Source organism: Microbacterium schleiferi (assembly GCF_015565955.1).
GTDB lineage: Bacteria > Actinomycetota > Actinomycetes > Actinomycetales > Microbacteriaceae > Microbacterium > Microbacterium schleiferi_A.
The window spans coordinates 1,354,335-1,380,305 of record NZ_CP064760.1 but is presented as its reverse complement, the minus strand read 5'-3'; the positions used below and the strand labels follow the sequence as shown (position 1 = coordinate 1,380,305).

Sequence of the window (25,971 nt, the reverse complement as noted above, 5' to 3'; positions counted from 1 at the left end):
TCCGTTCCCGGGTCTACGACCGGTGAGCCTGGTAGTACTCCAGCAGTGCGCGGGTGGAGGCATCCTGGGCCGCGACGGCATCCGCGTCGCCCTCGATCGCCGGAGCGATCTGCAGCGCCAGCTGCTTGCCGAGCTCGACACCCCACTGGTCGAAGGAGTTGATGCCCCAGATCGTTCCCTCGGTGAACACGATGTGCTCGTACAGGGCGATGAGCTGACCGAGCACCGACGGCGTGAGCGCCGGCGCGAAGATCGAGGTCGTGGGACGGTTCCCCGGGAACGTGCGAGCCGCGACGAGCGCACCGGTCGTTCCCTCGGCCTCGACCTCTTCGGCGGTCTTCCCGAACGCGAGGGCCTTCGTCTGCGCGAGGAAGTTCGCGAGGAACAGGCCGTGCACGTCGCGCCCGCCATCCTCGAGCGGGTAGGCGGGGTTCACGACGGCGATGAAGTCGGCAGGGATCAGGCGCGTGCCCTGGTGAATGAGCTGGTAGAACGCGTGCTGGCCGTTCGTGCCGGGTTCGCCCCAGAACACCTCGCCCGTGTCGGTGGTGACCGGTGAGCCGTCCCAGCGGACGCGCTTGCCGTTGGACTCCATCGTGAGCTGCTGCAGGTACGCGGGGAACCGGTGCAGCTGCTGTGCGTAGGGCAGCACGGCGTGCGACTGCGCACCGAGGAAGTTCGTGTACCAGACGTTGAGCAGGCCCATGAGCACGGGCACGTTCTGCGCGAGCGGCGTGGTGGCGACGTGGACGTCGACGGCGTGGAAGCCGGCGAGAAGGTCGCGGAAGGCATCCGGTCCGAGCGCGATGACCAGCGAGAGCCCGATCGCCGAGTCGACGGAGTAGCGGCCGCCGACCCAGTCCCAGAAGCCGAAGGCGTTGTCGGTGTCGATCCCGAAGGCGGCGACCTTGTCGAGCGCGGTCGAGACGGCGGCGAAGTGGTGAGCGACGGCATCCGTCTTGGCGGCGTCGGAGCCATCGATGGCGCCGGATGCCTGCAGCCCTGCCCAGAGCCAGTCGCGCGCGAGGCGGGCGTTGGTGAGGGTCTCGAGCGTCGTGAAGGTCTTGGATGCGACGATGAACAGCGTCGTCTCGGGGTCGAGGTCGGCGGTCTTCTGCGCCATGTCGGTGGGGTCGATGTTGGAGACGAACCGCGCCTCGATCCCGGCGTTCGCATAGGGGCGCAGAGCCTCGTAAACCATGACGGGGCCGAGGTCTGACCCGCCGATACCGATGTTGACGACGTGCGTGACCTTCTTGCCGGTCACGCCCACCCACTGCCCCGAGCGCACGCGCTCGGCGAAGGCATCCATCGCGTCCAGCACGGCGTGGACGTCGGTGTCGACGTCCTGCCCGTCAACGACGAGAGCCGGTGCCTGTCCGGCGGGCCGGCGCAGGGCCGTGTGGAGCACGGCACGGTCCTCGGACGTGTTCAGGTGCGCCCCGGCGAGCATCTGCGCGAAGCGCTCGGCGACGCCGGTCTGCTCGGCCAGCTCGACAAGCGAGGCGAGGATCTCGTCGCTGACGAGGTTCTTCGACAGGTCGACGTGGAGGTCGGCGAGAGGATGGCTCATCCGCTCGACGCGACCGGGGTCGGAGTCGAACCAGGCGCGCAGATCCGGAGTGAATCCGGAAGCGGCGGCGGTGAGGGCGGACCAGGCGGGCGTGGATGTCGGATCGACGGGTGCGTTCACACTCTCACGCTACCGAAGCGCGCGCCCCGCGTCAGCGGAACGGGCCGTGAGTCCGTTATGCGTCCGGTCCTGGCATCCCTCACCCGAGCGCGTCGAGGAACCCGTGCGTGTACGACAGCGAGGCGGTGCCGCTCGGGACGGAGTTGCACGTGATCGACACCCAGGCGCTGGGCGGCGAGCAGGGCACGTCGCGATCGAGGGACCAGAAGTGGATGCCGGCAAGCCCGTGCGTCTTCGCGTACGCGGCGACCGTGGTCACATCAGCAAGGGTGAAGACCTCATCGCGCACGTCGTTCATGCCGATCATCGGGGTCAGCTCGATCTTGCTCGCCGGGATTGCGTACGTGTGCTGCAGGTTCTCGGTCGCCTGGATCGCCGAGGCTCCCATGTCGCACACTCCCCCGCTGACAACGCACACTCCCGATCCCACGGCGCCGTAGTCCATCACCATGAGGTTCACGGTGTAGTTGCGCAGTCCCGATGCCAGGATCGCACGCACCGTCGCGTCACCGGTCGCGTTGAGGCCGCCGTAGCTACCATCGCTGGCCGCGAGAGTTGCGAGAGTGAACGAGAAGCGCAGGTGCGGATAGGCATCCTGCACACCAGTCGCGGCAGCTACGAGATCACGGATGTCGGCGGCCGACTGACCGGATTCGATGTCGAAGTCGATGCCGATGAGGTGGTCAGATGCGTACCGGTCGATGAACGAGGTCAATCCGGCAGGCGATGAGCAGTGGAAAGCTCCCGCCGCCCCGCCCGTGGAGACGATGTAGTCAACGCCCGCCGCGGCAAGCGCGGGAATGTTGGCATCCGCGAAGGCCTGGGCGGTGACGCCGCCCCAGTTCTCGTTTCCGCACGTTCCCGTCGCGAACGCCAGGGTGACAGCATCCAGGTCGGTGGCGCTGCTGCCGAGCAGCCCTCCCGCGCCCACCAACGGTTGGGAGGCCCCGCCGACGGCGGTTCCCATCGCGAAGGTGTTCCAGTTCATGCCGACGGTGACGTCCTTGTACGGGCTGAAGACGAACTCCGGCGTGACTCCCGGCGTACCCGAGGGCGTCGGAGACGGCGTCGGGTAGGGCGAGGAGGTCGGCGTGGGCGTGGGAGCCGGCGTGGGCGTGGGAGCCGGCGTGACGGTGGGCGTGGGTGTCGGTGTCGGGGTGGGTGCACCACAGGAACCCAGTGACGTCCAGGGCTGGCCCGTTCCGGTTACACCGTTGTGGGTGGCGGGGTCATCGCCCCGCGTCCACCAGTTCGCCCGGTACAGGATGCCGCCCGCGCTTGCCGTGTTGCCCGAGACGTAGATCGCGTCGGCGCTCCACGCGGCGCCAGTGCACGCCGGCGTCGGCTGCGGCGTCGGTGTGCCCGTCGGTGACGGCGTCGGCGTGGAGGTTGCCGTCGGGGTGGGCGTGCTGCCCCGCACGCGCCGAGCGAGGTCCACGGCTGGCCGGTTCCGGTCACACCGTTGTTCGAGACCGGGTCGTCGCCTCGGGTCCACCAGTTCGCCCGGTATTGGATGCCGTTCTTGCTGGCTGTATCTCCGCCGACGTACGTCGCTCCCGACGACCATGACGGCGCGCAGGCCACGGCATCCGACCTCGCTGCGGGTGCGATGGCGACCCACACGCCGAGGAGGAGTCCCAGGGCGGCAAGAACGGCAAGGCCAGGGCGGGCGAAGCGAACGATCATGGAGTCCTCTCGGGTGCGGACGCTGATGCGGAGACGGATGCCGCGAGCCACACGCTAGCGATCACGCCGTCGGTGCCACATCGACGACACGATGAGAAAGTCCTCACCTTCTGGCGGTGCCAGGATGGAGACATGACCCGCATCGGAACCAGCGACCTCGACGTCTTTCCCCTCTGCCTCGGCGGCAATGTGTTCGGCTGGACCGCCGACCGCGACGAGAGCTTCGCGATTCTCGATGCGTTCACCGACGGCGGCGGAGACTTCGTCGACACAGCCGACGGGTACAGCGCCTGGGTTCCCGGCAACACCGGTGGGGACAGCGAGCGGATCATCGGCGCCTGGCTCGCCGCTCGGCCCTCGGCGCGGCTCACGATCGCGACCAAGGTGAGCCGCCACCCCGACTTTCCCGGTCTGAAGAACATCCGCGGCGCCGCCGAAGCATCGCTGGAGCGGCTCGGTGTCGACACCATCGACTTGTACTACGCGCACTACGACGACCCGAGGTTCCCCTCCCCGAGGCCGTGGCGGCCTTCGGGAAACTCGTCGACGATGGCCTCGTCCGCACGATCGGACTGTCGAACTTCACGCCCGCGCGCATGCGCGAATGGATGCAGACAGCAGCCGATCTCGGCGTCGCTCAGCCTGTCGCGCTGCAGCCGCACTACAACCTCGTGCACCGCAACGAGGTCGAGGGCGAGATCGCGCCGATCGCCGAGGAGTTCGACCTCGGCATCCTGCCGTACTACGCGCTGGCAAGCGGCTTCCTCACCGGCAAGTACCGGTCCCCGGATGCCGCCGGCTCGTCGCCTCGCGCCAAGGGTGCCGCCAAGTACGCCACGCCGCAGGGTCTTCAGATTCTCGAGGTGCTCGAGAGGATCGCCGCGGCGCATGACACATCGATGGCAGCGGTGTCGCTGGCGTGGCTGCGCAGTCAGCCGCACGTGGCAGCCCCGATCGCCAGCGCGTCGCGGGTCGATCAGGTTCCCGATCTGCTTGCCAGCGGCACCCTGACACTCACCGACGACGAGTTGGCTGACCTCGATGTCGTCTCGGAGTGGACCCCGACCGACATCTGAGTCGAGCCGTCAGCACTCTCGCGCGCGTGACGCCACGCGCGAAGGGTCGCAACACGCCGTTGCGCGCTCTGTGCGCGCGGCGTGTTGCGACCCTTCGTGTAAAACGGTGAGGCGCCGCAGACCCTACTGGGCGGCGGGGCGCTGGCCCGAGCCGCGACCGCGGGAGCCGCGGCGGCGACGGGCGGGAGCACCGTCCGTGGTGCGCTGCGGGTTGCGGTCCGCGGCGACGCCCTGGTCGGCACCGTGGCGCGGGTTGTGCGCGTGAGTGGGCTTGGCCGTGTGGCCCTGCTTCGCCGAGCGCGCAGGCTGGGTCCCGCGCTGACCGCCACCGGAGCGCTGTCCGCCGCTTCCCGAGCCCCCCGACCGCGCCGGGCGAGCCGACGAGGCGACGGGCGCGGTTGCCGGCAGCATCCGGTGCGGCGCGCGCGGGCCGACGAGCGTGTCAACGGATGCCGACGACGCACGCACCGAGTCAGGCTCGACCTGGATGCCTGCCTTCTTGAGAAGCTGGGCGATCTCGCGGCGCTGGGCCTCGAGCCCGACCGTGACGACGGTGCCCTCGGCGCCGGCCCGAGCGGTGCGGCCCGAGCGGTGCAAGTAGGCCTTGTGCTCGACAGGCGGGTCGACGTGAACGACGAGCTCGACCTGGTCGACGTGGACGCCGCGCGCGGCGACATCCGTCGCGACCAGCACGCGCACGCCACCGTTCTCGGGTGCCGCCGAGAAAGCCGCGAGGTTGCGGTCACGTGCGTTCTGCGAGAGGTTCCCGTGCAGGTCGACCGCGGGAATGCCCGCAGCGGTGAGCTGCTTCGCGAGCTTCTTCGCCTGGTGCTTGGTGCGCGTGAACAGGATGCGGCGTCCCTGCCCGGAGGCAAGTTCACGCACGAGCGCTGTCTTCTCCTCGGTGCCGGGAACGAGCAACACGCGGTGGGTCATCTCCCCCGCGGGCACGCTGGACTCGTCCACCTCGTGGCTCACGGGCGACGACAGGAAGCGGCGAGCGAGTCCGTCGATGCCGCCGTCGAGGGTTGCGCTGAAGAGCAACCGCTGCCCGTCCGCGGGAGTGGCCGTAAGGATGCGGGTCACGCCGGGGAGGAACCCGAGGTCGGCCATGTGGTCGGCCTCGTCGAGCACGCTGATCTCGACGCGGTCAAGGCGCACGACCTGCTGCTTCATGAGGTCTTCGAGGCGGCCGGGGCACGCCACGACGATGTCGACGCCGGCGCGCAGAGCCTGCTCCTGCGGGCGCTGGCTGACGCCGCCGAAGATCGTGGTGACCCGAAGGCCCACGGCGTTCGCGAGGGGCTCGATCGTTGCGGCGATCTGCGTCGCGAGCTCCCGGGTCGGGGCGAGCACGAGACCGCGGGGACGACCCGAAGTGAGGGGGGTCGAGGATGCCGCGATGCGCGCGACCATCGGCAGCGCGAAGGCGATCGTCTTGCCGCTACCGGTGCGGCCGCGGCCGAGCACGTCACGCCCGGCGAGCGAGTCCGGCAGGGTGTCTGCCTGGATCGGGAAGGCCTCGGCCTTGCCCTCTGCGCTGAGCACCTCGGCGAGCACTGCGGGCACGCCGAGATCAAGGAAAGTAGTCATGGGGTTGCTTTCGTGATTATCCGCAGGCAGCGGCACAACCCGCACAGAGCGGCGAAGGGCTGGGTTAAGCGGAGGATTGGCGACGGCGCGGGTTCGCGCATCGGTTCGCCGTTCGAGAAGAGAGCCGGACCGTCAGGCCGGGATGCGTATCGACGACGCTGGCAGAGATCGAGAACGACCGTCCGCCGTGATCGAGCCTATCAGTGTTAGCTGGACACTCGATCCCGGCGGTGCGCGGACGCCCCGGGCCGCTCAGGCGCGGCGGTACTCCGAGACCATCGGGCAATCGAACGGGTCGCGTGCGGCCAGGCCCACGCGGTTCAGGTAGCCGATGACGATCGCGTACGAGCGCCACAGCGAGGTCTCGGTGTAGGGCACGTCGTGGGTCTGGCAGTAGTCGCGAACGATCTCGCGGGCCTGAGCCAGGTGCAGGCGCGACATGCTGGGGAACAGGTGGTGCTCCACCTGGTAGTTGAGGCCACCCATGAGCCAGGTCGCCCACCATCCGCCGGCGACGTTACGCGAGGTGCGCACCTGCTTCGAGAAGAAGTCGAGCTTCGCGTCGGGGGCGATGATCGGCATCCCCTTGTGGTTGGGCGCGAACGAAGCCCCCATGTAGACACCGAAGACCGCAACCATCACGCCCACGAACGCGAACGCCATACCCAGGGGCAGCAGCAGGAAGATCGGGACGAGCACGACGCCGAAGCGCAGGCTCAGGATGCCGAGCTCTGTCCACCGGCCCTTGATCGGTCCGCGTGAGAACAGGTGGCGGAAGCTCAGCGCGTAGAGGTTGAAGCCTTCGAGAGTGAGAAGCGGGAAGAACAGCCAGCCCTGTTTGCGGGTGATCAGGCGCACGATGCCGCGGGAGGCTGCGGCATCCGTCTCGAGGAACGAGATCGTGTCGACCTCGATGTCGGGGTCTTTGCCGACACGGTTGGGGTTGGCGTGGTGGCGGGAGTGCTTCGAGTCCCACCACGAGTAGCTCATCCCGACGATGCCGCCGAGGACCCGGGCGAGCCGGTCGTTGGCGGGGCCGCTCGAGAGGATCTGGCGGTGCGCAGCTTCGTGCGCGAGGAACGCAACCTGCGTGAAGAGGATGCCGAACGCGGCAGCCATGAGCAGCTGCAGCCAGCTGTCGCCGAGCAGGATGAATCCGGTGATGGCACCGCCGAAGGCGAGAGCGATCGCGCCGCCGACAGCGGCGTAGAACCAGGGCGTGCGCTGGAGCAGCCCGAGTTCGCGGACGACCTGCGAGACCTGCGTGTACGAACGCGCCACCGGCGGGAAATCTGCGGTCCCGGCGTAGGTCTGACGAACCGGCCCGAGGCGGGCGGTCTCAGTCACGACGGGGGTGGAGGAGGAAACAGAGGATGACGGCACTACGACACCTGACTTCACTCGTGCGCCGCACGTCGTGCGCGCCGCGGGATGGATGCCAAGGGCAGTTGCCGTTCGCTATCCCCCACCCTACGGAGGACCACATGTCGGCATCCGAATACGCGCCTGTTCACGGGACATCGTCAGGCTCGCGCCGGTCGGTGTGGTCGCGCCGCCGCACGCACCGACGTCGGCAAAATCGCCCAGGTAGGACGATCCCCCGCAGAATCTTCCTTCCTCGGGAAGAGCTCCTACCTCCGCGAGACGGGTGCTCCGCGAAAACGACGAACGCGCCGACTCCATCAGGAGTGGCGCGTTCGAGGGGATCGTGTCAGAGTGCGCGGATGTTCGCCGCCTGCAGACCCTTGGGGCCCTGCTCGGTGTCGAACTCGACCTTCTGCGCTTCCTCGAGGCTACGGTAGCCGCTGCCGGAGATCGCGCTGAAGTGCGCGAACACGTCGGCGGAACCGTCATCGGGAGCGATGAAACCGAATCCCTTCTCGGAGTTGAACCATTTGACGGTGCCGGTGGCCATATCGTCTTTTCCTTCTTATACCTCCGGGTCACAGTGCGTAACCCGCGCGCCGGAGACCGACGCGGGACTCACACTACGGCACGCAGGCCCGAACCCGTAAGGATGTTGTGATCTCGTGACGAAATAGGTCGAGACAGGATGTCGGCGCAGACGATCGCTGCGGCTGCGGACCACGCCTGTGGCCGGCACGCCGCGGGGTATGGGGTCGGAACCGGAGACTGCCCCTGTGAATCGCCCGCGTAGAGCTCGGGAACGCGGTAGCCGAAGCCCTCTGCAGCGTCGATGAGCTGCTGTGCGACGGCGGCGGCGTCCTCCGAGAGCCCCGTGCGCGCCATCCCCCAGGCCGCGATGGCGGTGTCGTGAGCCCAGACGCTGCCGCCGTGATACGACAGCGGCCAGTATCCGGCAGCCTCGGTTGACATCGTGCGGATCCCGTACCCGCTGGAGAGGGTTGCACCCCGAAGCAAGGTCGCGACCTGGGCCTCGTCCCGGGGGTCAAGGATGCCTGTTCCAAGAAGGTGCCCGACATTGCTGGTCAGGGTGTCCACCGGGCGCTTGTGGCGATCAAGCGCGACCGCGGGGTAGCGACCTTCCGGAGTCGTTACCCAGTAAGCCTCCGCAAACCGATTGCGCAAGTCGCGCGCCCACTCCCGCAGGACAGCCGGTTGCACTGGGTCGTCGACGTCGGTGAGTCCCATGTTCTCGAGCAGCTCCGCGCCGCCGACCGCAGCCTCATACGCGTAGCCCTGTACCTCGCACAGCGCGATGGGACCTTCCGCGAGACGACCGTCGCGCCACTGGATGGAGTCACCCGAGTCCTTCCACCCCTGATTCGCCAGGCCGTGACCTGAGCGATCGATGTAGTCGAGGAATCCGTCTCCGTCCGTATCGCCCTCCTCGAGCATCCACCGCAGTGCAGCCCGCAACGCCGGAGCCAGCTCACGCACCTCGCCCTCGGGCATGCCCGACCGCCACGCGTCGACGAGCAAGCAAACCCATAGCGGCGTCGCGTCGACACTGCCGTAGTACAGCGGCGGGAGCGCGACGCCCTCCGCGGGAAGCTGCATCCCTGCAGAGCGCAGTTCGTGCGGGATCTTCCCCGGTTCCTGGGCTGTCGGAGCGTCGTGCGCGTGCCCCTGCACGCGGGCGAGCACGCGCAGGGTCGACGCGGCGATTTCGGGGGCGACCGGGAGCGCAAACCGCGCCGCCCACAGCGAGTCGCGACCGAACAGGGTGAAGAACCACGGCGCGCCCGCGGCGAAGAACTCGTCGGTGGGATCGGCCGGAAGAGACATCCGCAACGCGTCGAGGTCCCCCATCGCCGCACCCAGCCACCGACGCAACCGGGGGTCGCTAACCCGATTGATCAGAAGGGGCAGGTCCCACGGTGCTGGGGAGCTCGCGCCTCGCACCACCAGCGTCGGATCGGTGATGTCGATCCGTATCTCGCGTTCCACGCGCGCCGCCGGTGGAAGATCGAGAGACCACGTGATGTCGATCGCGCCATCGAGTGTGTCCACTGCCGCGTTCGGTGCGGCGACACTGACCGTCGACGATCCGGCGGTGACCCGCATCCGATCGGAGGCGACCGCCTCGATAGTGAACTGCTGTGGTGCGGGCGCTCCCGCCTTCACGTCGTGGAGGGACGAGAACTCGGGGCGAACCTGCGCGCGTAGCGTGAGGCGGATCGCTTCGGTCACGTGGGACTGCACGATGAGCGTCTCCGTTAGCGATCCGTCGCCAACCCGCCGGTCTCGCAGTATGCGCACCTTCGGGTCCGGCATCGGGTCATCGATTCCGCGCGCGAGCAGTCCGAAGACGGCACGATCCGCGCCGTGGGCGACCGTCGAGATGGTCTCCAGGTCTGATTCGTCGCAGTGCACGGTGAGTGAACGGATGACGCGCACGTCACCGTGGAAGACCCCGTCGATGGCAGCTTCCCCGATATCACCGCCTCGGCTGCCCCAGACCTGGGTCGGGGCGCGTAGCACGATGACGGAATCGCTCAGCAGCGGCTGGCGGGGCGGATGCGGGTCGTCGGTCATTCCTTGACGGCTCCTTCACTGGTGTTCATGATGCGGCGTTGGAAGATGAAGAAGATCACAGCGACAGGGATCGTCATGATGGCCGCTGCGGCGAGCTTGATCGGATACTGAGACCCCTGACTGAGTTGGCCGCTGGCCAGCGACGCGACGCCCTTGGTGAGCGTGGTGAGTTCGGGCGATTGCGTCGAGACGATGAAGTGGCTCAGTTCGTTCCACGATCCCTGGAACGACAGGATCACGATCGTGATGAGCGCGGGGCGCGCCATGGGAAGCACAACCGACCAGAAGATCCGGAACGTTCCCGCACCGTCGACCCGGGCCTGTTCCTCGACGGCGACGGGGATCGACTCGAAGAAGTTCTTCATGATGAACACTCCCGCCGCATCGACCAAAAGCGGAAGGATCATTCCGGCGTAGGAGTCGTAGATGCCCAGTTGATTGATCACGAGGAACTTCGGGATCAGGAGCACGACAGCTGGTACGGCCATGACCCCGATCAGAAGCGCGAAGACCACCCCTCGTCCGCGAAAACGCAACCGTGCGAGGGCGTAGCCGGCCAGGGAGTCGAAGAACACGCGTCCGAGGGTGACGCTGATGGTCACGACGACGGAGTTGGCGAACCAGAGAGGGAATGCCGACTCCAGGAACAGCCGCTGGTACGCGGCCCAGGTGAACGGCGACGGGATGAGTCCGATCGGATCTGCCGCGGCATCGGCGTCCGTCTTGAACGAGGTCGCAACCTGCACCAGGAACGGATAGATGTAGATGATCGCGAGCACCGCGAGGATTGCGTAGAGAGCGATCTGCCATGCCAGCACGCGCCCCGGCAGGCGGCGGCGAGCCGCTGACGGGACGGTGGCCGCCACGGTGGGCGTGGCGACGGACTCCCGCGTCGGCGCTGCGGCGCTCATCGCCCGGCCTCCCCAGATGTGGAACCGAGTACGGCGGGATTGACCTGGTACTGACGGATGCGGCGCCGCGAGACTTTGCGTTCACGCAGGACCCACCGCTGCAGGATCGTGAAGGCGACGATGATCACGAACAGAATGAAAGCGATCGCCGCACCCTCGCCCCACTGCTGCGAGATGAACGCCGACTGATAGCTGAGGAAGGCGGGCGTCAGTGTCGTCTTGCCGGGGGCGCCTTGCGTTCCGGTGTAGATCTGGTCGAACACCTGCCAGCAACCGATCAGGCCGAGCGTGACGACGGTGAAGACCACGGGGCGCAGTTGCGGGAGCGTGACGCGCCAGAAGCGCTGCCAGGCATTGGCGCCATCGATCATCGCTGCCTCCTGAATGTCAGGGCCGACGTTCTGCAGCCCGGCCAGGAACAGGAGCATGAATGTGCCGCTGGTAGTGAAGATCGCCATGAGGATGAAGGCGCTCATCGCGACCGAAGGTCCTGCCAGCCAGTCCCAGAGGGACAGGCCGAGAAAGGAGTTGGCCGCCAACGCTTCTGGTCCGCTCTGGATGCCCAGCGCGGAGAGGGCGTTATGCACGACACCACTCGGGTCGTTGAACCAGTTGGGCCCGTTGATCCCGATCCAGGAGAGGACCTCATTGACTACGCCAGAGGTCGAGAACAGGAACAGCCACAGAACGGTGATGGCAACAGAGCTGGTCACCGACGGAAAGTAGAAAGCGGTGCGGAAGAAGCCTCGTCCGCGCAGGATCGCCCGATTGACAAGGAGGGCCAGCACCAGGGATAGCGCCGTCTGAAGCGGCACGACGAGCAAGACGTACCAGGCGTTGTTGCGCAGTGAGATGCCGAAGTCGCGTTCGGCGAGCCCCCGCCGGTTGTGACCGCCGCGTAGTTGTCGAGGCCGACGAAGGACACGTCAGATGACATCGGACTCCCCCGTCCACCCCAGTCGGAAAACGAGACCCAGAGGGCCATGATGACCGGAACGAGGAGGAACACACCGAGGATGAGAAGGGCTGGGGCGGTGAACAGCCAACCGGCTGCGGCCTCGCCGCGCCGGATCCCCTTTCCCGAGGATCCGACGCGGCGCGCCATGGGGGCAGTGAGGCTCATGACTCAGCCGAGGGTCGCCTCGAGGTTGGACTGGACGGAGTCGAGGATGACTTGCGAATCACCCGACGACAGTCCTTCAAGCTGTGCGTTGAAGTCGGCAATGACGTCGCTCGCGCCCTGCTGGTTCGGCGGGAACTGCGCGTAGTCAGCGCCGTCGAGGAAGGCGGCGAGTTCGGGGTTGTCGCTGCGCCACTGATCAGCGGCGGACTGGATGGAGGGCATCGGACCGAATGCATCGGAGAACGCGAGCTGCTGGTCGGTGCTCGTGAGGTACTCCACGAGGCTCAGTGCCGCCTGCTGGTTGGGGCTGTCTGCTGCCATTCCCCAGCAGTTCGTGAACTGCAAGGTGCCTTGGCCGCCGGGACCGGCGGGCAGCTGCGCAACGATGAAATCGACGTCCGGGTAGTCGTTGGACATGGCACCGGTGATCCAGTTGCCCTCGATCACCATCGCGGCCTTCTGCGTGCCGAACGCCTCGCCGCCCCACCCCGTGCCGATGTCGGCGGCGTAGGCGAAGGTGCCATCGTCGAGGTGGCCCTTCACGTAGTCGAGCGCGTCGACGTTCTCGGGGCTGTTCGCGATTGCTTGACCGTCTTGGACCAGGCCGCCACCGGCCTGAGCCATGAAGGTGCCGATGCGCTGATACTCGGCACCGAACGCGAGGCCAACATGGTCATCCGTCGTGAGCTGGGCGGCCACAGTGTCCAGCTCATCCCAGGTGGTCGGGATGTCGGCCTCGGTGAGACCCGCCTCTTCCCACATCGACGTGTTGATGATCAGGGCAAGCGTCGAAAAGTCCTTGGGCGCGCAGTAGAACGTGTCATCAACAGTGAAGTTCTCAACCAGCGACGGATAGAAGTCGTCCTTGTTCGCGAGCACATCGCCATAGGCCTGAAGCGATCCGTTTGCGGCGAATCCGGCGATCGAGTCGGTCGAGAGATAGAACAGGTCGGCGGGTGTGCCGGCCGCGAAGCCCTGAGACAGTTGCTGCGCAAGGTCGTTGGCTACCTGCACGGATGCCGGGACTCCGGACTGCTCAGACCAGGCAGCTACAGCGTCCTCCACGGCCGATGTCTCGGCGTCTCCTGACGAACCGATCAGGACGGTGATGGCGTCGTCGGAGCTTGTGAGCTCGCCATCCGAGCTCCCACCCCCGTCGGAGAATCCCGACCCGCAGGCCGAGAGCGTGAGTGCAGCGACGACGCCGAGCGCGCCTGCGCCGACCACCGTCCGGATGTTGTGTCGTGTCATGTGCGTGTCTCCTTCGATGAACCCGGCTTCCGTGCCGGACGTGACGCAAGGGGTGTGCAGATTCGGATCCTTCGATGAATTTGAACGATCAAACTATTGCCCACGCCCTACGTTAGGAACACCGTCGGCGCCTTGTCAAGACCGTCCTACGGTGCCGGATACGATGCAGATCGCTGAGGAGGTGCGATGAAAGCCCCCACCGTGGAAGACGTCGCCCGCGTCGCTGGCGTCTCGCGCCAAACAGTGTCGAACGTGATCAACACGCCGGCAATCGTTCGCGAGGCCACGCGAGAGCGCGTCGAACGCGCGATCAGCGACCTCGGCTACCGCCCACATGCTGCCGCCCGGTCCTTGCGCACCCGACGAAGCTCAACGATCGGCATCCATCTCGATCCGTACGCCGGGGGAATCTCCGGCGTCGTCCTCGACCGGTTCGTCCATGCCCTCACTGAACGGGCCGACGACCGCGGCATGCGCATCCTCCTGTATGCGGCTCGCTCAGCCCAGGACGAGATCTCGCGGATGAGCGAACTCCTCGACGGCGGCGAGATCGATGCCGTCGTCCTGAGCGGCACGTTTCAGGGCGACCCGCGCACCGAGTGGCTCTCGCACCGAGACGTGCCTTTCGTGGCCTTCGGGCGCCCGTGGGCCGGAGACGACGAAACGGCGCAGCACCGCTGGGTCGATGTCGACGGCGCCGCCGGTACCCGGCAGGCAGCACAGCACGCTCGAGACCGCGCCGGCAGGTTGGTCGGCTTCCTCGGATGGCCGAGCGGGTCGGGCACCGGCGATGACCGGGAACGCGGCTGGATCGAATCCCTCGGCGCCGCTCGCGGACCCCGCCTGGTCGCCGAAGATAGGGTCACGGCAGCCCGAGCTGCCGCAGCCGACGCGCTCGAACGCCATCCGCACCTGTCTGCCCTGGTATGCGCGAGCGACACCCTCGCGATTGGAGCTCATCTGGCGGCCATCGACGCCGGGCATACCGGGCTCGTGGTCTACGGCTTCGACAACACTCCCGCTGCCGAGGCGATGGAGCTCAGTAGCGTCGAACAACGCCCCGAGCAGGTCGCCGCCGGCGCATTGCGCCTGTTGATGGGCGAGAGCGGTTCTGCGGTCGGGGATCTCCCGCCCGAGACGCAACGCCACATCATTATTGAGCCGGCTCTCGTTGTGCGGGGTGCAGCGGCGGCGCCGTGACCAGGGCGCGTACCGGTGTCAGGCGGCCACGGTGCCCGAGACGCCATGACGGGCGCACCGGGCGGATGCCGCATCCGTGCATTCCTCGCACTGTACGACGCGCACCCGGCAGTCCTCGTCCGCGCAGTTGACCATGCGTGATGAGGCGGCGCCACATGTCGCGCACGCCCCGATCGTTGCGGCGTTTGTGCCGAACGTGACCGACTCCCGGCCGTCGAAGACGTAGAGCGCACCCTCCCAGAGCCCGGTGTTGCCGAAGCTCTCGCCGTAGCGGACGATTCCGCCATCCATCTGGTAGACCTCCGCGAAGCCGCGCGAGACCATGAGGCTCGAGAGCACTTCACAGCGGATGCCACCCGTGCAGTACGTCACGACCGGCTTGTCTTTGAGGTGGTCGTATCGTCCCGATTCCAGTTCTGCGACGAAGTCCCGGGTTGTCGCGACATCCGGCACCACCGCGTTCTTGAAGCGCCCGATCTCGGCCTCGAAGGCGTTGCGGCCGTCGAAGAAGACGACGTCATCGCCGCGCTCCTCGACGAGCTTGTGCACGGCGCCCGGCGACAGGTGCGTGCCGCCACCGACGACGCCCGCACCCTCGACGCGCAGCTCCCCCGGCGCGCCGAAGCTCACGATCTCATCGCGCACCTTGACCGACAGGCGCGGGAAGTCCAGGCTCCGCCCGTCGGCGTCGAGCCCGCTTCCCTCCGACCACTTGAAGTCGATGTCACCGAATCCCGGGTACTGACGCGTCTTGCGCCAGTAGGTCTTCATCGCGCCGAGCTCGCCACCGACGGTCGCGTTGATGCCATCCTTCGAGATCAGGATGCGGCCCCGCAGCCCCAGCAGCTCGCAGAGGTCCCGCTGCCACAGCCGCACCGCGGTGGGGTCGGTGATCGGCGTGAACCGGTAGTAGAGCAGGATCTTCGACAGTGCCACCGCACAAGATTAGCCCGGGATCCACGGTCATCCGGGCAGACTGGATGCATGAGCTCAGCCCCTGAACCCGGCCGCCCCTCCCCGTGTTGCCGGCACCGCGCACTGTCGCGATCGCCCTCGCGGTGGATGTCGTGCTGGTCGTCGTCTTCGCCGCGATCGGGCGCGCAAGCCACGGAGAAGAGGTGATCGGTCCTGACGGCCTCGGCCTCGCGCAGACCACCTGGCCCTTCCTGGTCGCTCTCCTGGTCGGATGGCTCACGATGCGCCTCTGGCGGTTCCCGCTCGCGATCCTGAATGCCGGCGTCGCCGTCTGGCTCTACACCGTGATCGGTGGCATGCTCCTGCGTGCCATCAGCGGGCAGGGCGTGCAGACCGCGTTCGTGATCGTTGCGTCGATCGTCCTCGCGGTCTTCCTCGTCGGGTGGCGCGCGGTGGTCGCACTGATCATCCGACGGCGAACCCCGCGCCAGTAATCGCTGGTTGACTGGGGGCATGGCGGATGTCGCGATGTTCCCGCTCGGCACGGTGTTGTTCCCGCACACACCGCTCGCGCTGCGCATCTTCGAGCAGCGGTACCTGATGATGCTCGGCCGCGTCCTCGATGATGACGAACCGTCCTTCGGTGTGGTCCTCATCGAGCGGGGCAGCGAGGCAGGGGTGGCGATCAGCGTTTCTCGGTCGGCACGATGGCTCGGATCCTGCAGGTCGACCCGCGGGCGGATGACATCCACGTGGTCGCTGTGGGTGGGGCCCGGGTTGCCGTTGATCGGTGGCTCGAGGACGCCCCCTACCCCGCAGCATCCGTGACCGCGCTGCCGGAGCTGGAGTGGAACGAGGAGCTGGCGCCCCTCCACGCGGAGGCCGAACAGATCGTCCGCCGGGTGCTCGCGCGGGCCGCCGAGTTCAGCGACGTCCGCTGGGACCCGAACGTCGAGCTGTCGGAAGACCCGGTGGAATCCGCCTGGCAGCTGGCTGCCATCGCGCCGCTGGGCCAACTGGATCAGTTCCGCCTGCTGCGCGCGACCACCCTGGGAGGCCTGCTGCGCGACGTCATCGACCTGACGCTAGACGCGGAGGTGCTGCTGACCACGGGCCCCGAGATCGACGATGCCGGAGACATCGAGCTCGACGGCCCTTAGCCCTCGACCGCCCGCGCGCTACCAGCCGCTGGAACCGGGCACGCCCTTCACAGGGCCACGGATGTCGCTCGTGATCCACCCGCCGTAGAAGCCGCCGGGCTGGGGCGTGACGACCTCACCATCGACGGTGCAACGATCCATCGGGCCGGGGTACAGCGCAACGCGACCGGCGAGGTCCTCGAAGCCGGGCGAGGGCTGCGGGTAGGTCCAGGCGACGCGCGATGCAACCCGCCCGTTCGCCACGATGTCGAAGTACGCAGCCCGCCCCTTGTACTCGCAGAACGATGTTCCCTCGCCCGGGCGCAGAGCCCCTCGGCAAAAGCGTCGATCGGAAGGTAGTACGCCGGCGGATGACTCGTCTCGAGCACCCGGACCACATCCCGGGTATCGATGATCACCGATCCGGCGAACTCGACGACGATGCGCCGATCGACGTGCTCGAGGCGCGGCGGGCGCGGGTAGTCCCAGACTGACTCCTGCCCCGGGCCGACGGGATCGGGTCTCGGTGTGCGCATGGTGCCAGCGTACGGTCATCGCGTCACCAAACCTTCAGCTACGCGAAATGTCGTATGGCCGGATCAGAGCCGGCCACCTACGGTCGGATGCGGAGGGGAGCGTCACAGCATCCGGGATCGTCGTGGGTCCCGAGCAGGGACGCTCAGGGACTGCACCGGCGGACCCGCCACTGATCGTGGAACCCGAGGCCACCGATGGGACCGCCGGTGCAGTGTCCGAGGGGGCGCGGCGGGCGTCAGCCCGAAACCAGCGGCCGAAGCAGAATGTCGGCCGCCTCGGGGTGCACGAGACGCATGACCGTCGCTGCGACAGCAGCACGGCTGGTCACGCCGAGCGTCGCGTGCACGGCTTCGAGGTGCTTGCGCACGGTACCCGTCGAGATCTGCAGCGACATGGCGATCTGGGAGGTGGCGGCGCCGCTGGCCACCATGAGCGCGATCTCAGCCTGGCGTGCCGTCAACCCCGCCGACCGCAACGCCTTATGGGCGCGTAGCTGCGCGTCATCGATCGTGATTCCGGCGGGTTGGGCACCGGCGGGCGCGAGCGCTGCCGGGTCGGGAGCAGACAGGGCCTGATCGACCGTCGTGTCCTGCACGCCATCCGCGAACGGCCAGACGAGATGCCCCTCGGCTCTGCTCACCAAGCGGTAGCTGTTCTCCAGCAGCGGCGCAATCGTGGACAGCACAGCTGCCTCTCGCTGCCCGCACGGATGCGCCGCGGCGCAGTCGATGGTGATGACCATCGACGTCCCGTGAGCGGTCGGAAAAATGAGCACGACCTGGCTGCGCACACCGTTGGGTTCGTAGAACGAGCGGTAGAGCTCGGTGCGGGCGAACGAGCGCTCAGCCCCGTCGACGCTCCACGCGATGGGTCCGACGCGCTGACCCGACAGGAGCTTCTCGAACAGCGGATGCTGCCAAGCGAACTTCTCGAAGGCCGGCCCGTACTGGGCGATCCACCCCGACGGGAACGGTGGCGCCGGCTCGGCGACGACGCGGCGTCCTGTGACGTCGATCTCGGTGCACGAAGCGCCCTGGCAGGGCAGCAGCCGGTACAGCCCGGCGCTCACCCGCGCGGCATAGTCTCGCGTGTCGTGTGAGCCGGCGACCGATTCGAGAACGTCGAGGATCGCCGCGTAATCCTCCGCCTCGAGCTGCATCCGAACATTGTTACAGAGAACGTCCCGGATGACCTGCGACGAAAGTCCCCCGCGATGCGTCGGTGCTCTGCCGCCACGACTACGGACGCAGCAGCACCTTCGTCGCTCGCCGTTCGTCCATCGCCGCGTAGGCTTCGGCAACCTCGCTCAGCGGGAGCTCGAGGTCGAAGACCTTGCCCGGCTCGATAGCCCCGGACCGCACATCGGGCAGCAACTCTTCGATGTACCCGCGAACCGGAGCAACACCGCCGACGACACCGACGTTGCGGTTGAACATGTCGCGAACCGGCAGCTCTGGGCCCCCAGCGGGAACACCGACGAACCCGACGCGTCCGCCGGGGCGGGCTGAGGCGAGAGCCTGGGCCATCGACTCCTTGGTCCCGACGCACTCCAGCACACGGTCGGCACCGATGCCCTGCGTGAGTTGCTGGACGGCCGCGACACCCTCGTCACCACGCTCGGCAATGACGTGTGTCGCGCCGAACTCCCACGCGAGTTCTTGCCGCTGAGGATTGCGGGACATCGCGATGATCTTCGTCGCGCCCAGGCGCTTCGCGGCGATCACCGCACACAGACCCACCGCGCCGTCACCGACGACCACGACGGTGTCACCGGGCTGCACGCCGGCGCTGAGAGCGGCGTGGTGACCGGTTCCCATCACGTCGGCCAACGCCAAGAGGCCCGGAATCTCGTCGTCTGTCACAGGCCCGGGAACGACCACGAGGGTTCCGTCGGCCAGCGGCACCCGAACGCGCTCACCTTGCCCGCCGTCGGCAAAGCCGCCGAACCGGTCGTCCTGGCCCCACCATCCGCCCGTGAGGCACGAGGTACTCACCCCGTTGCGGCAGTTCACACAGGTGTTGTCGCACACGTAGAACGGCGCGATGACGAAGTCACCGGCACGCACGCGATCAACCTGGTCACCAACGGCTTCGACGACGCCGATGAACTCATGTCCGATGCGGTGCGGCTCGCCGGTGGGCGCGATCCCCCGGTATGACCAGAGGTCCGAGCCGCACACGCAGGCTGCGACAACACGGACGATCGCGTCCCCACCGGTCGATAAAACCGGATCCGCAACGGATTCCAGGCGGACGTCTCGGGCACCATGAATGACGGTTGCACGCATGGCTCGAGAATATGCCCCGCGAGCGGCTCGCGGGGCATCGGTCACTTCTTCTCGGTGACCTCGACGGTGAAGGTGACGTCCTGGATGCCGCCGTCGCTGTTGGAGAGCACAACCTCGGTCGTCCCCACACTCAACGCCTTGACTCCCGGGTTGAACGTCGCGGAACCGTCGGTGTAGCCGGCGACGAACTCCGCAACAGCCGTGTCTGCGACCTCACCGCTGTAGCTCTCGACCGCCAGATCGCCGGTGTTGATGTTCAACACCTGGTCGACGATCAGCTCAACAGTCTGTCCCTGCAGCTCACCGGCATCCATCGTCACCGGGGCGATGACGGGCTCGTTGCTCTGCGAGCAACCGCTCAGGGCGATCGACACGGCGAAGACACCGGCGACAACTGCACTCAATGCTCTGGTTCTCATAGCTGTGAGTCTGGCAGGCTCACCCGCGAGCAGTAGTGGGAAACGCCAGAACCGCGCTACAACTGTTATCAAGCGTCGCGGCGACGACCCGCGCCCTCGGCGCAGGGAGGGATCGATGCGCGCGACGGACTCGCTGTCCATCCGCGGGCTCGTGGGTCTGGCGAAGGCTGAGGCCAAGCGCTGGGGCTCGGACCACGCGACGGTGACGCACGCCGCATCCGCGTTCGCCCAAAACTGGAGCGGCGAGTTTCGCGACGCGTTCGGCAACGAAGGCGAACCGCTCCTGCACCGTCTTCTCGCGGCAGGACAGACGATCGGCAACGAAGCCGAAGTTCGCAACATGATCACGGCCTCGCCGGATGCCGCAGCACTGGCGATGCGGTTGCACGCCGCGCTGCGGGGAGATCTCGCGGTCGCCGATCTGTTGCCGGAGGAGAGCACCCCGAGTCGTCAGCGCTCCGAGGACGCCGACGACGCCGGAGCAGCCGACGGTGACGCACCCGCGGTACGCGCGGACCCGCTTGCGGGCTTGCTTCGTGGGCGGGAAGCCCTCGATGTCGCCGCGTATCTGCTCAGCGATCAGCCGCTGATCCCCGCCCTTGTCGGGCGACGCGGATGCGGTAAGACGAGCCTCGCCGCCGAGATCGCGCGACTCCTGCTCGATCTTGAAGACCCGCTGCCCACGCTCTTCTTCGATCCGGGCACGACCGTCGACGGCGAGCCGGCAATGCTGCTGCGTGACACGCTGTCGGCGCTGACGCGGCGCACCGTTGTCGTCGTCGAAGACGTTGACGAACTCGCACGTCTCGGGACCACGGAGCCGGACGTGTCGATCCTCCGCGAGATCTGGCAATCCGAGCGATTTCCCCTCGCACGCCTGGTCATCACCGTGACCGCCCCGTACGAGAAGAGAATCGCGCAGTTCTACGGCGCCCTGTCTGATCGCCTCGTCATCCTGGAGCTGCAGCCCTGGGACGAGAACGTCGTCCGCGGCTTGGTCGTGCCGGTAGCCACCCAGCTGGCCGAACAATACGGCGTCGTCATTGATCACGCCGCCATTGAGGCAGCGCTTCAGCCACCGACCGACACTGACACGCTCGACCACCCGGGGCTCGCTATCGCGCGCCTCGACATCGCCTGCGCCCGCGCCATGATCGCGGGCGGGCACACCGTCACCGTCGCCGACGTCGTACCCGCCTGAGACGCGGCCGCCGCGCATATTCCCGTCTCGCACCCTGCCGCGCCGTGACGCTGAGCGCTAGCGTCGAAGAGGGAGGTCGGAGGATGCTCGATAGCGATCGCTCACAACGGCTCGTTTCCCTTCGCGCCGAGCTGGTGGCGCTCAGATCGGCAGCTGAGGAGGCCGAACGGGCGGCATCCGCTCCCCTCGCCCGGGTGCACCCGATCCATGCCCCGGCGCCGCCAACCTCGTCCGCTATGTCGCCCTGCGGTCGCGGGATCTGCGCGACCTCCAGGATCGTTTGACCGCCGAGGGGCTCTCCTCGCTCGGGCGCATGGAATCCGATGTGTTGCACAACCTCGATGCCGTCCTGGGCACGATCGACGCCGCCCTGGGGCAGGGCGCGCTGGCAGACCGGGAGGAACCCGGAGCGGATGGGCGGGCCCCTGTCCCCGCTCCCCTGAGTGTGCACGCCGCGGCGCTGCTGGGTGGCACCGCCGAAGACCGCCAGACACGGATCATGGTGACGCTGCCGAGCGCGGCCGCCGATGATCCGGCGCTCGTGGCGCGGTTCGTGTCGGCGGGAATGGATGTCGCCCGGATCAACTGTGCGCACGACGATTCCCGCGCGTGGACGCGGATGGCCCGGCACGTTCGGGACGCCGGCACCGACATCCGTATCGCGACCGACCTCGCGGGACCCAAGCTGCGCACCGGCCCGCTCGCGCCGGGACCGCGGGTGGTGAAAGTGTCGCCCACGCGCGATGCGCTCGGACGGGTGATCGAGCCGGCATCCGTGTGGCTTGTCGCGCCCCGCGCCGACGGCTCCGCGCCGCCCCCGGGCGAGATCCCCGTGACGGATGCCGCGTGGGTCACTCACCTGCGGATCGATGACACCGTCGAGTTCACCGATACCCGGGGTCGTTCGCGGTACATGACCGTTGTTGCGCTGCGGGACGGCGGGGCGCGGATCGACGGCGACCGCACGGCGTACATCGGGACGGGCACGCTGCTGGATGTCGATGGCCGCGAGATTCGAGTGGCCGCGCTGCCACCCGTGGACCAGGCGTTGCGGGTCCATCGGGGCGAGATCATCGAACTTCGCCCCGATACGGAACCGGGGTTCACCCACGAGGGCCGGCACCGCGTCGGATGCACGTTGCCGGAAGCGCTCGAGGTGATCCGGGTCGGCGATCGCGTGCTGTTCGACGACGGCAAGATCGAGGGGTTCGTGCGCGCTGTCGGCATGAGCGACGGGCACCGGTTCGCCGAGGTGGAGGTGACACTGGCTGCGCCGAAGGGGACGAAGCTGCGTGCCGAGAAGGGCATCAACCTCCCCGACACCGACCTGCCGATCTCAGCCCTGACCGACGACGACCTGAGCGATCTCACCGAGATCGTCGGGGTGACCGACATCGTCCAGCTCTCCTTCGCGCGCTCACCCGCTGACGTCGAGCGATTGTTCGACGAACTCGACGCGCGCTCCGCCGGGCACCTCGGTGTCGTCGTCAAGATCGAGACAGTTCGTGCGTTCCGGGCCCTCCCGAGATCCTCCTTGCGCTCATGCAGCGCCCCGGGTGGGCGTCATGATCGCCCGAGGAGACCTGGGAGTCGAGGCGGGCTGGGAGCGGCTGGCCGAGGTGCAGGAAGAGATCCTGTGGCTCTGCGAGGCCGCGCACGTTCCCGTGATCTGGGCGACGCAGGTGCTGGATTCGCTCGCCGGCAGCGGCGTACCCACCCGTGCCGAGGTGACGGATGCCGCAGCCGGCGAGCGGGCGGAATGCGTCATGCTCAACAAAGGACCCCACATCGAGGAGGCCATCGAAGCGCTCGACGACATCCTGCGGCGCATGCACGGCCACCTCGAGAAAAAGCGTCCGCTACTGCGACGGCTGCGGGCCTGGTCGCACGAGAGCTGAACGCATCGATCGGGCTTCGCCGGCCCCGGCGCGTCGGCCATGCGTCACACTGTGTGCATGGATGCTGCGCCGACCGCCTACGTGGCAACCCTCGTCGCCGACACCGCGACCACCAAGCTCGACGCTCTCACGATCGTTGCAAGCGCCGCTGGCGGAGTGATCACGGACGCCGGCACGCCGCGGGCCGCTGTCGCCCTGCCCTCGGGCGCCCGAACGGTGATCGAGATTCCGAAGTTCGGCGAACCACCGCCGCTGACGATCGATGTGTTCTCGAGCGAGTCTCGCGCCGCGGCCCGCTCGCAAGCCGAAGCGCTGCGCGAAGCGATAGCCGCCGCGACCGGCTGGGAGGTGCGGGTCCTGCCGGACCGCCTCCGGGTGTGACGCTCGCCGTCACAGACAGTCATAGAGCACCCCTCGGGCTGCGCTCCGCTTAGCGTGGGCAGTATCCCCACTATCCGAGGAGTTCCATGTCCGTTCTGTCCGAGGTGCTTGACGCCAACGAGTCCTACGCATCCACCTTCGACAAGGGCGATCTCGCCCTGCCGCCCGCTCGCGGGTTCGCGATCCTGACCTGCATGGACGCGCGCCTGGACCCCGCCAAATACGCGGGCCTGAGCGAGGGCGACGCTCACGTCATCCGCAACGCCGGCGGCCGCGCTTCTGACGACGCCATCCGCTCGCTCGTGATCTCGTACAAGCTGCTGGGCACGCAGGAGTGGTTCGTCATCCACCACGCCGACTGCGGCATGGAGTTCTTCACCGACGAGGTCATGCGCGATCTGCTCGCGAACTCGCTCGAGACTGCCGAGCTCGGGCCCGACGGCTTCCGCGATATCGGCGAGGGTCCGGGCTCCGCCGAAGCTGCGTACATCGACTGGCTCACGATCAGCGACCGGGCGCAGGCCGTCGTCGACGATGTGGCCCGCATCAAGGCTCACCCGCTCGTCCCCGCCCGCATCCCGGTGTACGGCTACGTCTACGACGTCCGCACCGGGCGCCTCGTCGAGGTGCCGGCCGCGACGGCAGCGGGCGCCGCGGCCTGAGCACAACCGCCTCGGCCGGTTTCGACATCCGTCACTGGATGTCGGAGCCGGCCGTTTCGGCATCGAGGTACCACCAGCGTCCACCGGCGCGCCGGAACCGGCTCCGCTCGTGCTGCTCCCCGGTCTGTGCTCCGTGCCGCCAACGCGCGCGGAACTCGACGATCCCCGCGGTGTCGGTGCCGACCTCCGGGGCGTCGACGATGCGCAGGCCCACCCAGCGCACGTCGGGGTCGAGATCGAGCCGCTCGGGTCGGGTCCGTGGGTGCCACGTCTCAGCGAGGTAGCGGGCGTCGGCCAGGGCGAACGCACTGTACCGCGAGCGCATCAGCCGCTCCGGGCTCGGCGCCGCCTCGCCCCGGTGCAGCGGACCGCAGCATCTGCCATAGATGTTCCCGCTCCCGCAGAGACACGGATCCTGATCCGGCGGGCGACGGATGCCGGACTGTGCCGCGGATCCGAAACTCATGTGAGGATTCTATGAACCGCGAGCTCGGTGGCTTTCCTTAGAGCCGTCTCAGAGGCCGGCCGCCACGCTGGCCACATGACCACAGCGACACCGTCTCGCACCGCCGTCACGGCCCCGCCGCCCGCCGCGCGGCGTCCGCAGCATGTCGTCCCCGCCCCGGCGACCACCGCTGCTCCCACCAAGAGCCGTGCGCGCTCCGCCCGCCGGGCATGGAACCTCGCCGCGACAGCCGTCATCTGGGTGACAAGCCTGTTCGTTCTGGCACTGTGGGTCGCCGGTGGCGGCATCCAGGACCTGTGGGGCTTCGACGCCGCGGCGCTGAATAGTCTTGGCCGCCTGACCGGGCTCATCGCGTCGAACCTCTTGCTCTACCAGGTAATCCTTCTTGCCCGTATCCCCCTGTTCGAGCGGGGCTTCGGCCGCGACGGGCTGACGCGGATGCACCGCCTCGTCGGCTTCTGGTCGTTCTCCCTCATGCTCGCCCACATCGCGCTTCTGGTCCTGGGCTATGCAGCCGCGGCGGATGTGAACGTGTTCGTCCAGCTCTGGGAATTCGTGTGGGACTACCCCGGGATGCTGCTGGCGACCGTCGGGACGATCCTCATCATCCTCGTCGCGCTGACGTCGATGCGTCGCGCGCGGGCGAAGCTGCGCTACGAGTCGTGGCACTTGCTGCACCTCTACGCCTACCTCGGTGTCGGGCTGGCGCTGCCCCACCAGCTGTGGACGGGCGCCGACTTCCTCTTCTCTCCGGTCGCCACCGCGTACTGGTGGGGTTTGTGGGCGGTCAGTGCCGCCGCGATCATCGTCTTCCGCATCCTGGTTCCGCTCGCACGCTCGGTGCGCCACCGAGTGCGGGTCGCAGAGGTTCGCCCAGACGGTACCGGCGGGGTGGCCGTGACGATGACCGGCCGCCGACTGGACCGCCTCGGTGCCCGCGCCGGCCAGTTCTTCATCTGGCGCTTCCTCGACGGTCCGGGCGCCTCCCGCGCCAACCCCTTCTCCCTGGCCGCTGCTCCCGACGGGCGCACACTCACGATCTCTGCCCGGATCGTCGGCGATGGCACGGCACGCCTGGCGCGGCTCACGCCGGGCACACCCGTCCTGTTCGAGGGCCCGTACGGCACGATGACCGGCGAGGCCCGCACCGGCTCGAAGCTCCTCATGATCGGAGCGGGTGCCGGCGTCGCACCCCTGGTTTCGCTGCTGCAGGCTGAGCAGTACGCGCCGGGCCAGGCGACGCTGGTCACCCGCGACCACTCGACGCAGGCAGCTCTGCGCCAGGATGCCATCGGCACACTCATCGCGCGCCGCGGCCTGCGACACGTCCCACTCCCCGGGCCCCGGGCGCACACGAAATCCTCCTGGCTTCCCGCATCGCACGCCGCGTGGAGCGGAGCCGACGCGATCCGCCACCTCGCACCCGACCTTCACGAGTACGACGTGTTCCTGTGCGGGCCAGCCGCCTGGATGAAGGCGCTCGAGCACGACCTGCGGGCAGCCGGCGTTCACCGCGGACGCATCCACTGCGAGTCGTTCACCGTTTGACTCATCCACCTCGAAGGAGCCTTC

General features: G+C 67.9%; 20 protein-coding genes and 6 pseudogenes. 10 read left to right on the top strand and 16 right to left on the bottom strand.

All coding sequences use genetic code 11. The features are described 5' to 3' along the window. Positions 1–13: 13 nt before the first annotated feature. The 3 genes and pseudogenes from pgi to IT882_RS17315 form a co-directional block, all read right to left on the bottom strand. Positions 14–1,693, bottom strand: coding sequence for a glucose-6-phosphate isomerase (gene pgi / locus IT882_RS06565; RefSeq protein ID WP_195693664.1), 1,680 nt, complete (start codon positions 1,691–1,693; stop codon positions 14–16). A gap of 79 nt (positions 1,694–1,772) precedes the next feature. Then, the gene (locus tag IT882_RS06560; RefSeq protein WP_229382350.1) at positions 1,773–3,131 is read right to left on the bottom strand and encodes a carbohydrate-binding protein; all 1,359 of its coding nucleotides are present in this window, start codon (positions 3,129–3,131) and stop codon (positions 1,773–1,775) included. Positions 3,132–3,187: 56 nt separating this feature from the next. Continuing rightward, a pseudogene (locus IT882_RS17315) lies at positions 3,188–3,379 on the bottom strand (hypothetical protein); the annotation flags it as partial. A 132-nt stretch (positions 3,380–3,511) separates the two neighbouring features. Between IT882_RS17315 and IT882_RS06555 the strand changes: the two are divergent. Then, positions 3,512–4,455: pseudogene (locus tag IT882_RS06555) on the top strand (aldo/keto reductase). Between the two features lie 123 nt (positions 4,456–4,578). Here the strand turns inward: IT882_RS06555 and IT882_RS06550 are convergent. The 7 genes and pseudogenes from IT882_RS06550 to IT882_RS06520 all read right to left on the bottom strand — a co-directional run bounded on the left by IT882_RS06550 (position 4,579) and on the right by IT882_RS06520 (position 13,293). After that, on the bottom strand, positions 4,579–6,048 hold the full coding sequence (locus IT882_RS06550; protein WP_195693663.1) for a DEAD/DEAH box helicase: 1,470 nt from the start codon (positions 6,046–6,048) through the stop codon (positions 4,579–4,581). A gap of 252 nt (positions 6,049–6,300) precedes the next feature. Further along, the gene (locus tag IT882_RS06545; protein WP_229382349.1) at positions 6,301–7,395 is read right to left on the bottom strand and encodes a fatty acid desaturase family protein; all 1,095 of its coding nucleotides are present in this window, start codon (positions 7,393–7,395) and stop codon (positions 6,301–6,303) included. 364 nt (positions 7,396–7,759) lie between these two features. Then, positions 7,760–7,963, bottom strand: a complete 204-nt coding sequence (locus IT882_RS06540; RefSeq protein ID WP_195693661.1) for a cold-shock protein — start codon at positions 7,961–7,963, stop codon at positions 7,760–7,762. 68 nt (positions 7,964–8,031) lie between these two features. Then, a complete protein-coding gene (locus tag IT882_RS06535; RefSeq protein WP_195693660.1) occupies positions 8,032–10,008 on the bottom strand; it encodes a glycogen debranching N-terminal domain-containing protein in 1,977 nt (658 codons plus the stop codon). Further along, entirely contained in the window at positions 10,005–10,919 is a 915-nt protein-coding gene (locus tag IT882_RS06530) for a carbohydrate ABC transporter permease (RefSeq protein WP_195693659.1), read from the bottom strand. Before IT882_RS06530 ends, IT882_RS06535 begins: the two co-directional genes overlap by 4 nt. Then, a pseudogene (locus tag IT882_RS06525) lies at positions 10,916–12,024 on the bottom strand (carbohydrate ABC transporter permease). Before IT882_RS06525 ends, IT882_RS06530 begins: the two are co-directional and overlap by 4 nt. 21 nt (positions 12,025–12,045) lie before the next feature. Beyond that, positions 12,046–13,293, bottom strand: coding sequence for a sugar ABC transporter substrate-binding protein (locus IT882_RS06520; protein ID WP_195693658.1), 1,248 nt, complete (start codon positions 13,291–13,293; stop codon positions 12,046–12,048). A 186-nt stretch (positions 13,294–13,479) separates the two neighbouring features. Here IT882_RS06520 and IT882_RS06515 point away from each other — a divergent pair, with 186 nt between their 5' ends. Then, complete coding sequence (locus tag IT882_RS06515) at positions 13,480–14,493, top strand: LacI family DNA-binding transcriptional regulator (protein ID WP_195693657.1); 1,014 nt, start codon at positions 13,480–13,482, stop codon at positions 14,491–14,493. Positions 14,494–14,511: 18 nt separating this feature from the next. On the opposite strand, the gene IT882_RS06510 is transcribed toward IT882_RS06515, so the two are convergent. Continuing rightward, positions 14,512–15,429: a rhodanese-related sulfurtransferase gene (locus IT882_RS06510; RefSeq protein WP_195693656.1), complete on the bottom strand. Its 918-nt coding sequence runs from the start codon at positions 15,427–15,429 to the stop codon at positions 14,512–14,514. Between the two features lie 83 nt (positions 15,430–15,512). Here IT882_RS06510 and IT882_RS06505 point away from each other — a divergent pair, with 83 nt between their 5' ends. Together IT882_RS06505 and IT882_RS06500 are read left to right on the top strand one after the other, a co-directional pair. Beyond that, entirely contained in the window at positions 15,513–15,902 is a 390-nt protein-coding gene (locus IT882_RS06505) for a DUF3054 domain-containing protein (RefSeq protein WP_418887775.1), read from the top strand. Positions 15,903–15,921: 19 nt separating this feature from the next. Beyond that, positions 15,922–16,568 (top strand): annotated as a pseudogene (locus IT882_RS06500) (LON peptidase substrate-binding domain-containing protein). Positions 16,569–16,586: 18 nt separating this feature from the next. Here IT882_RS06500 and IT882_RS06495 read toward each other — a convergent pair. The 4 genes and pseudogenes from IT882_RS06495 to IT882_RS06480 all read right to left on the bottom strand — a co-directional run bounded on the left by IT882_RS06495 (position 16,587) and on the right by IT882_RS06480 (position 19,791). Next, positions 16,587–17,083: pseudogene (locus IT882_RS06495) on the bottom strand (DUF427 domain-containing protein). Between the two features lie 236 nt (positions 17,084–17,319). After that, positions 17,320–18,243: a response regulator transcription factor gene (locus IT882_RS06490; protein WP_195693654.1), complete on the bottom strand. Its 924-nt coding sequence runs from the start codon at positions 18,241–18,243 to the stop codon at positions 17,320–17,322. A gap of 79 nt (positions 18,244–18,322) precedes the next feature. Further along, on the bottom strand, positions 18,323–19,372 hold the full coding sequence (locus tag IT882_RS06485) for a zinc-dependent alcohol dehydrogenase family protein (protein ID WP_195693653.1): 1,050 nt from the start codon (positions 19,370–19,372) through the stop codon (positions 18,323–18,325). 41 nt (positions 19,373–19,413) lie between these two features. Beyond that, positions 19,414–19,791 carry a hypothetical protein gene (locus tag IT882_RS06480; protein ID WP_195693652.1) on the bottom strand — a complete coding sequence of 126 codons (378 nt, stop codon included), beginning with the start codon at positions 19,789–19,791 and terminating at the stop codon, positions 19,414–19,416. Positions 19,792–19,906: 115 nt separating this feature from the next. Here IT882_RS06480 and IT882_RS06475 point away from each other — a divergent pair, with 115 nt between their 5' ends. The 5 genes and pseudogenes from IT882_RS06475 (at position 19,907) to IT882_RS06460 (ending at position 23,933) form a co-directional block, all read left to right on the top strand. Beyond that, a complete protein-coding gene (locus IT882_RS06475) occupies positions 19,907–20,992 on the top strand; it encodes an AAA family ATPase (protein ID WP_195693651.1) in 1,086 nt (361 codons plus the stop codon). 313 nt (positions 20,993–21,305) lie between these two features. Then, positions 21,306–22,439 (top strand): annotated as a pseudogene (locus IT882_RS17310) (pyruvate kinase); the annotation flags it as partial. A gap of 118 nt (positions 22,440–22,557) precedes the next feature. After that, entirely contained in the window at positions 22,558–22,890 is a 333-nt protein-coding gene (locus IT882_RS16900; RefSeq protein ID WP_267490546.1) for a pyruvate kinase, read from the top strand. A 57-nt stretch (positions 22,891–22,947) separates the two neighbouring features. After that, complete coding sequence (locus IT882_RS06465) at positions 22,948–23,271, top strand: hypothetical protein (RefSeq protein WP_195693650.1); 324 nt, start codon at positions 22,948–22,950, stop codon at positions 23,269–23,271. A gap of 86 nt (positions 23,272–23,357) precedes the next feature. Beyond that, positions 23,358–23,933, top strand: a complete 576-nt coding sequence (locus IT882_RS06460) for a beta-class carbonic anhydrase (protein WP_195693649.1) — start codon at positions 23,358–23,360, stop codon at positions 23,931–23,933. 31 nt (positions 23,934–23,964) lie between these two features. Here IT882_RS06460 and IT882_RS06455 read toward each other — a convergent pair whose 3' ends face one another. Beyond that, entirely contained in the window at positions 23,965–24,399 is a 435-nt protein-coding gene (locus IT882_RS06455; RefSeq protein WP_195693648.1) for a YchJ family protein, read from the bottom strand. Positions 24,400–24,474: 75 nt separating this feature from the next. On the opposite strand from IT882_RS06455, the gene IT882_RS06450 reads away from it, so the two are divergent. Next, on the top strand, positions 24,475–25,947 hold the full coding sequence (locus IT882_RS06450) for a ferric reductase-like transmembrane domain-containing protein (RefSeq protein ID WP_195693647.1): 1,473 nt from the start codon (positions 24,475–24,477) through the stop codon (positions 25,945–25,947). Positions 25,948–25,971: the final 24 nt, after the last annotated feature.

Bases quoted from the DNA above. Each gene is read 5' to 3' on its own strand.
- IT882_RS06550 (WP_195693663.1), bottom strand. From the start codon at position 6,048: ATGACTACTTTCCTTGATCTCGGCGTGCCCGCAGTGCTCGCCGAGGTG.
- IT882_RS06540 (WP_195693661.1), bottom strand. From the start codon at position 7,963: ATGGCCACCGGCACCGTCAAATGGTTCAACTCCGAGAAGGGATTCGGT.
- IT882_RS06535 (WP_195693660.1), bottom strand. From the start codon at position 10,008: ATGACCGACGACCCGCATCCGCCCCGCCAGCCGCTGCTGAGCGATTCC.
- IT882_RS06530 (WP_195693659.1), bottom strand. From the start codon at position 10,919: ATGAGCGCCGCAGCGCCGACGCGGGAGTCCGTCGCCACGCCCACCGTG.
- IT882_RS06520 (WP_195693658.1), bottom strand. From the start codon at position 13,293: ATGACACGACACAACATCCGGACGGTGGTCGGCGCAGGCGCGCTCGGC.
- IT882_RS06515 (WP_195693657.1), top strand. From the start codon at position 13,480: ATGAAAGCCCCCACCGTGGAAGACGTCGCCCGCGTCGCTGGCGTCTCG.
- IT882_RS06490 (WP_195693654.1), bottom strand. From the start codon at position 18,243: ATGCAGCTCGAGGCGGAGGATTACGCGGCGATCCTCGACGTTCTCGAA.
- IT882_RS06485 (WP_195693653.1), bottom strand. From the start codon at position 19,372: ATGCGTGCAACCGTCATTCATGGTGCCCGAGACGTCCGCCTGGAATCC.
- IT882_RS06480 (WP_195693652.1), bottom strand. From the start codon at position 19,791: ATGAGAACCAGAGCATTGAGTGCAGTTGTCGCCGGTGTCTTCGCCGTG.
- IT882_RS06475 (WP_195693651.1), top strand. From the start codon at position 19,907: ATGCGCGCGACGGACTCGCTGTCCATCCGCGGGCTCGTGGGTCTGGCG.
- IT882_RS16900 (WP_267490546.1), top strand. From the start codon at position 22,558: ATGATCGCCCGAGGAGACCTGGGAGTCGAGGCGGGCTGGGAGCGGCTG.
- IT882_RS06465 (WP_195693650.1), top strand. From the start codon at position 22,948: ATGGATGCTGCGCCGACCGCCTACGTGGCAACCCTCGTCGCCGACACC.
- IT882_RS06460 (WP_195693649.1), top strand. From the start codon at position 23,358: ATGTCCGTTCTGTCCGAGGTGCTTGACGCCAACGAGTCCTACGCATCC.
- IT882_RS06455 (WP_195693648.1), bottom strand. From the start codon at position 24,399: ATGAGTTTCGGATCCGCGGCACAGTCCGGCATCCGTCGCCCGCCGGAT.
- IT882_RS06450 (WP_195693647.1), top strand. From the start codon at position 24,475: ATGACCACAGCGACACCGTCTCGCACCGCCGTCACGGCCCCGCCGCCC.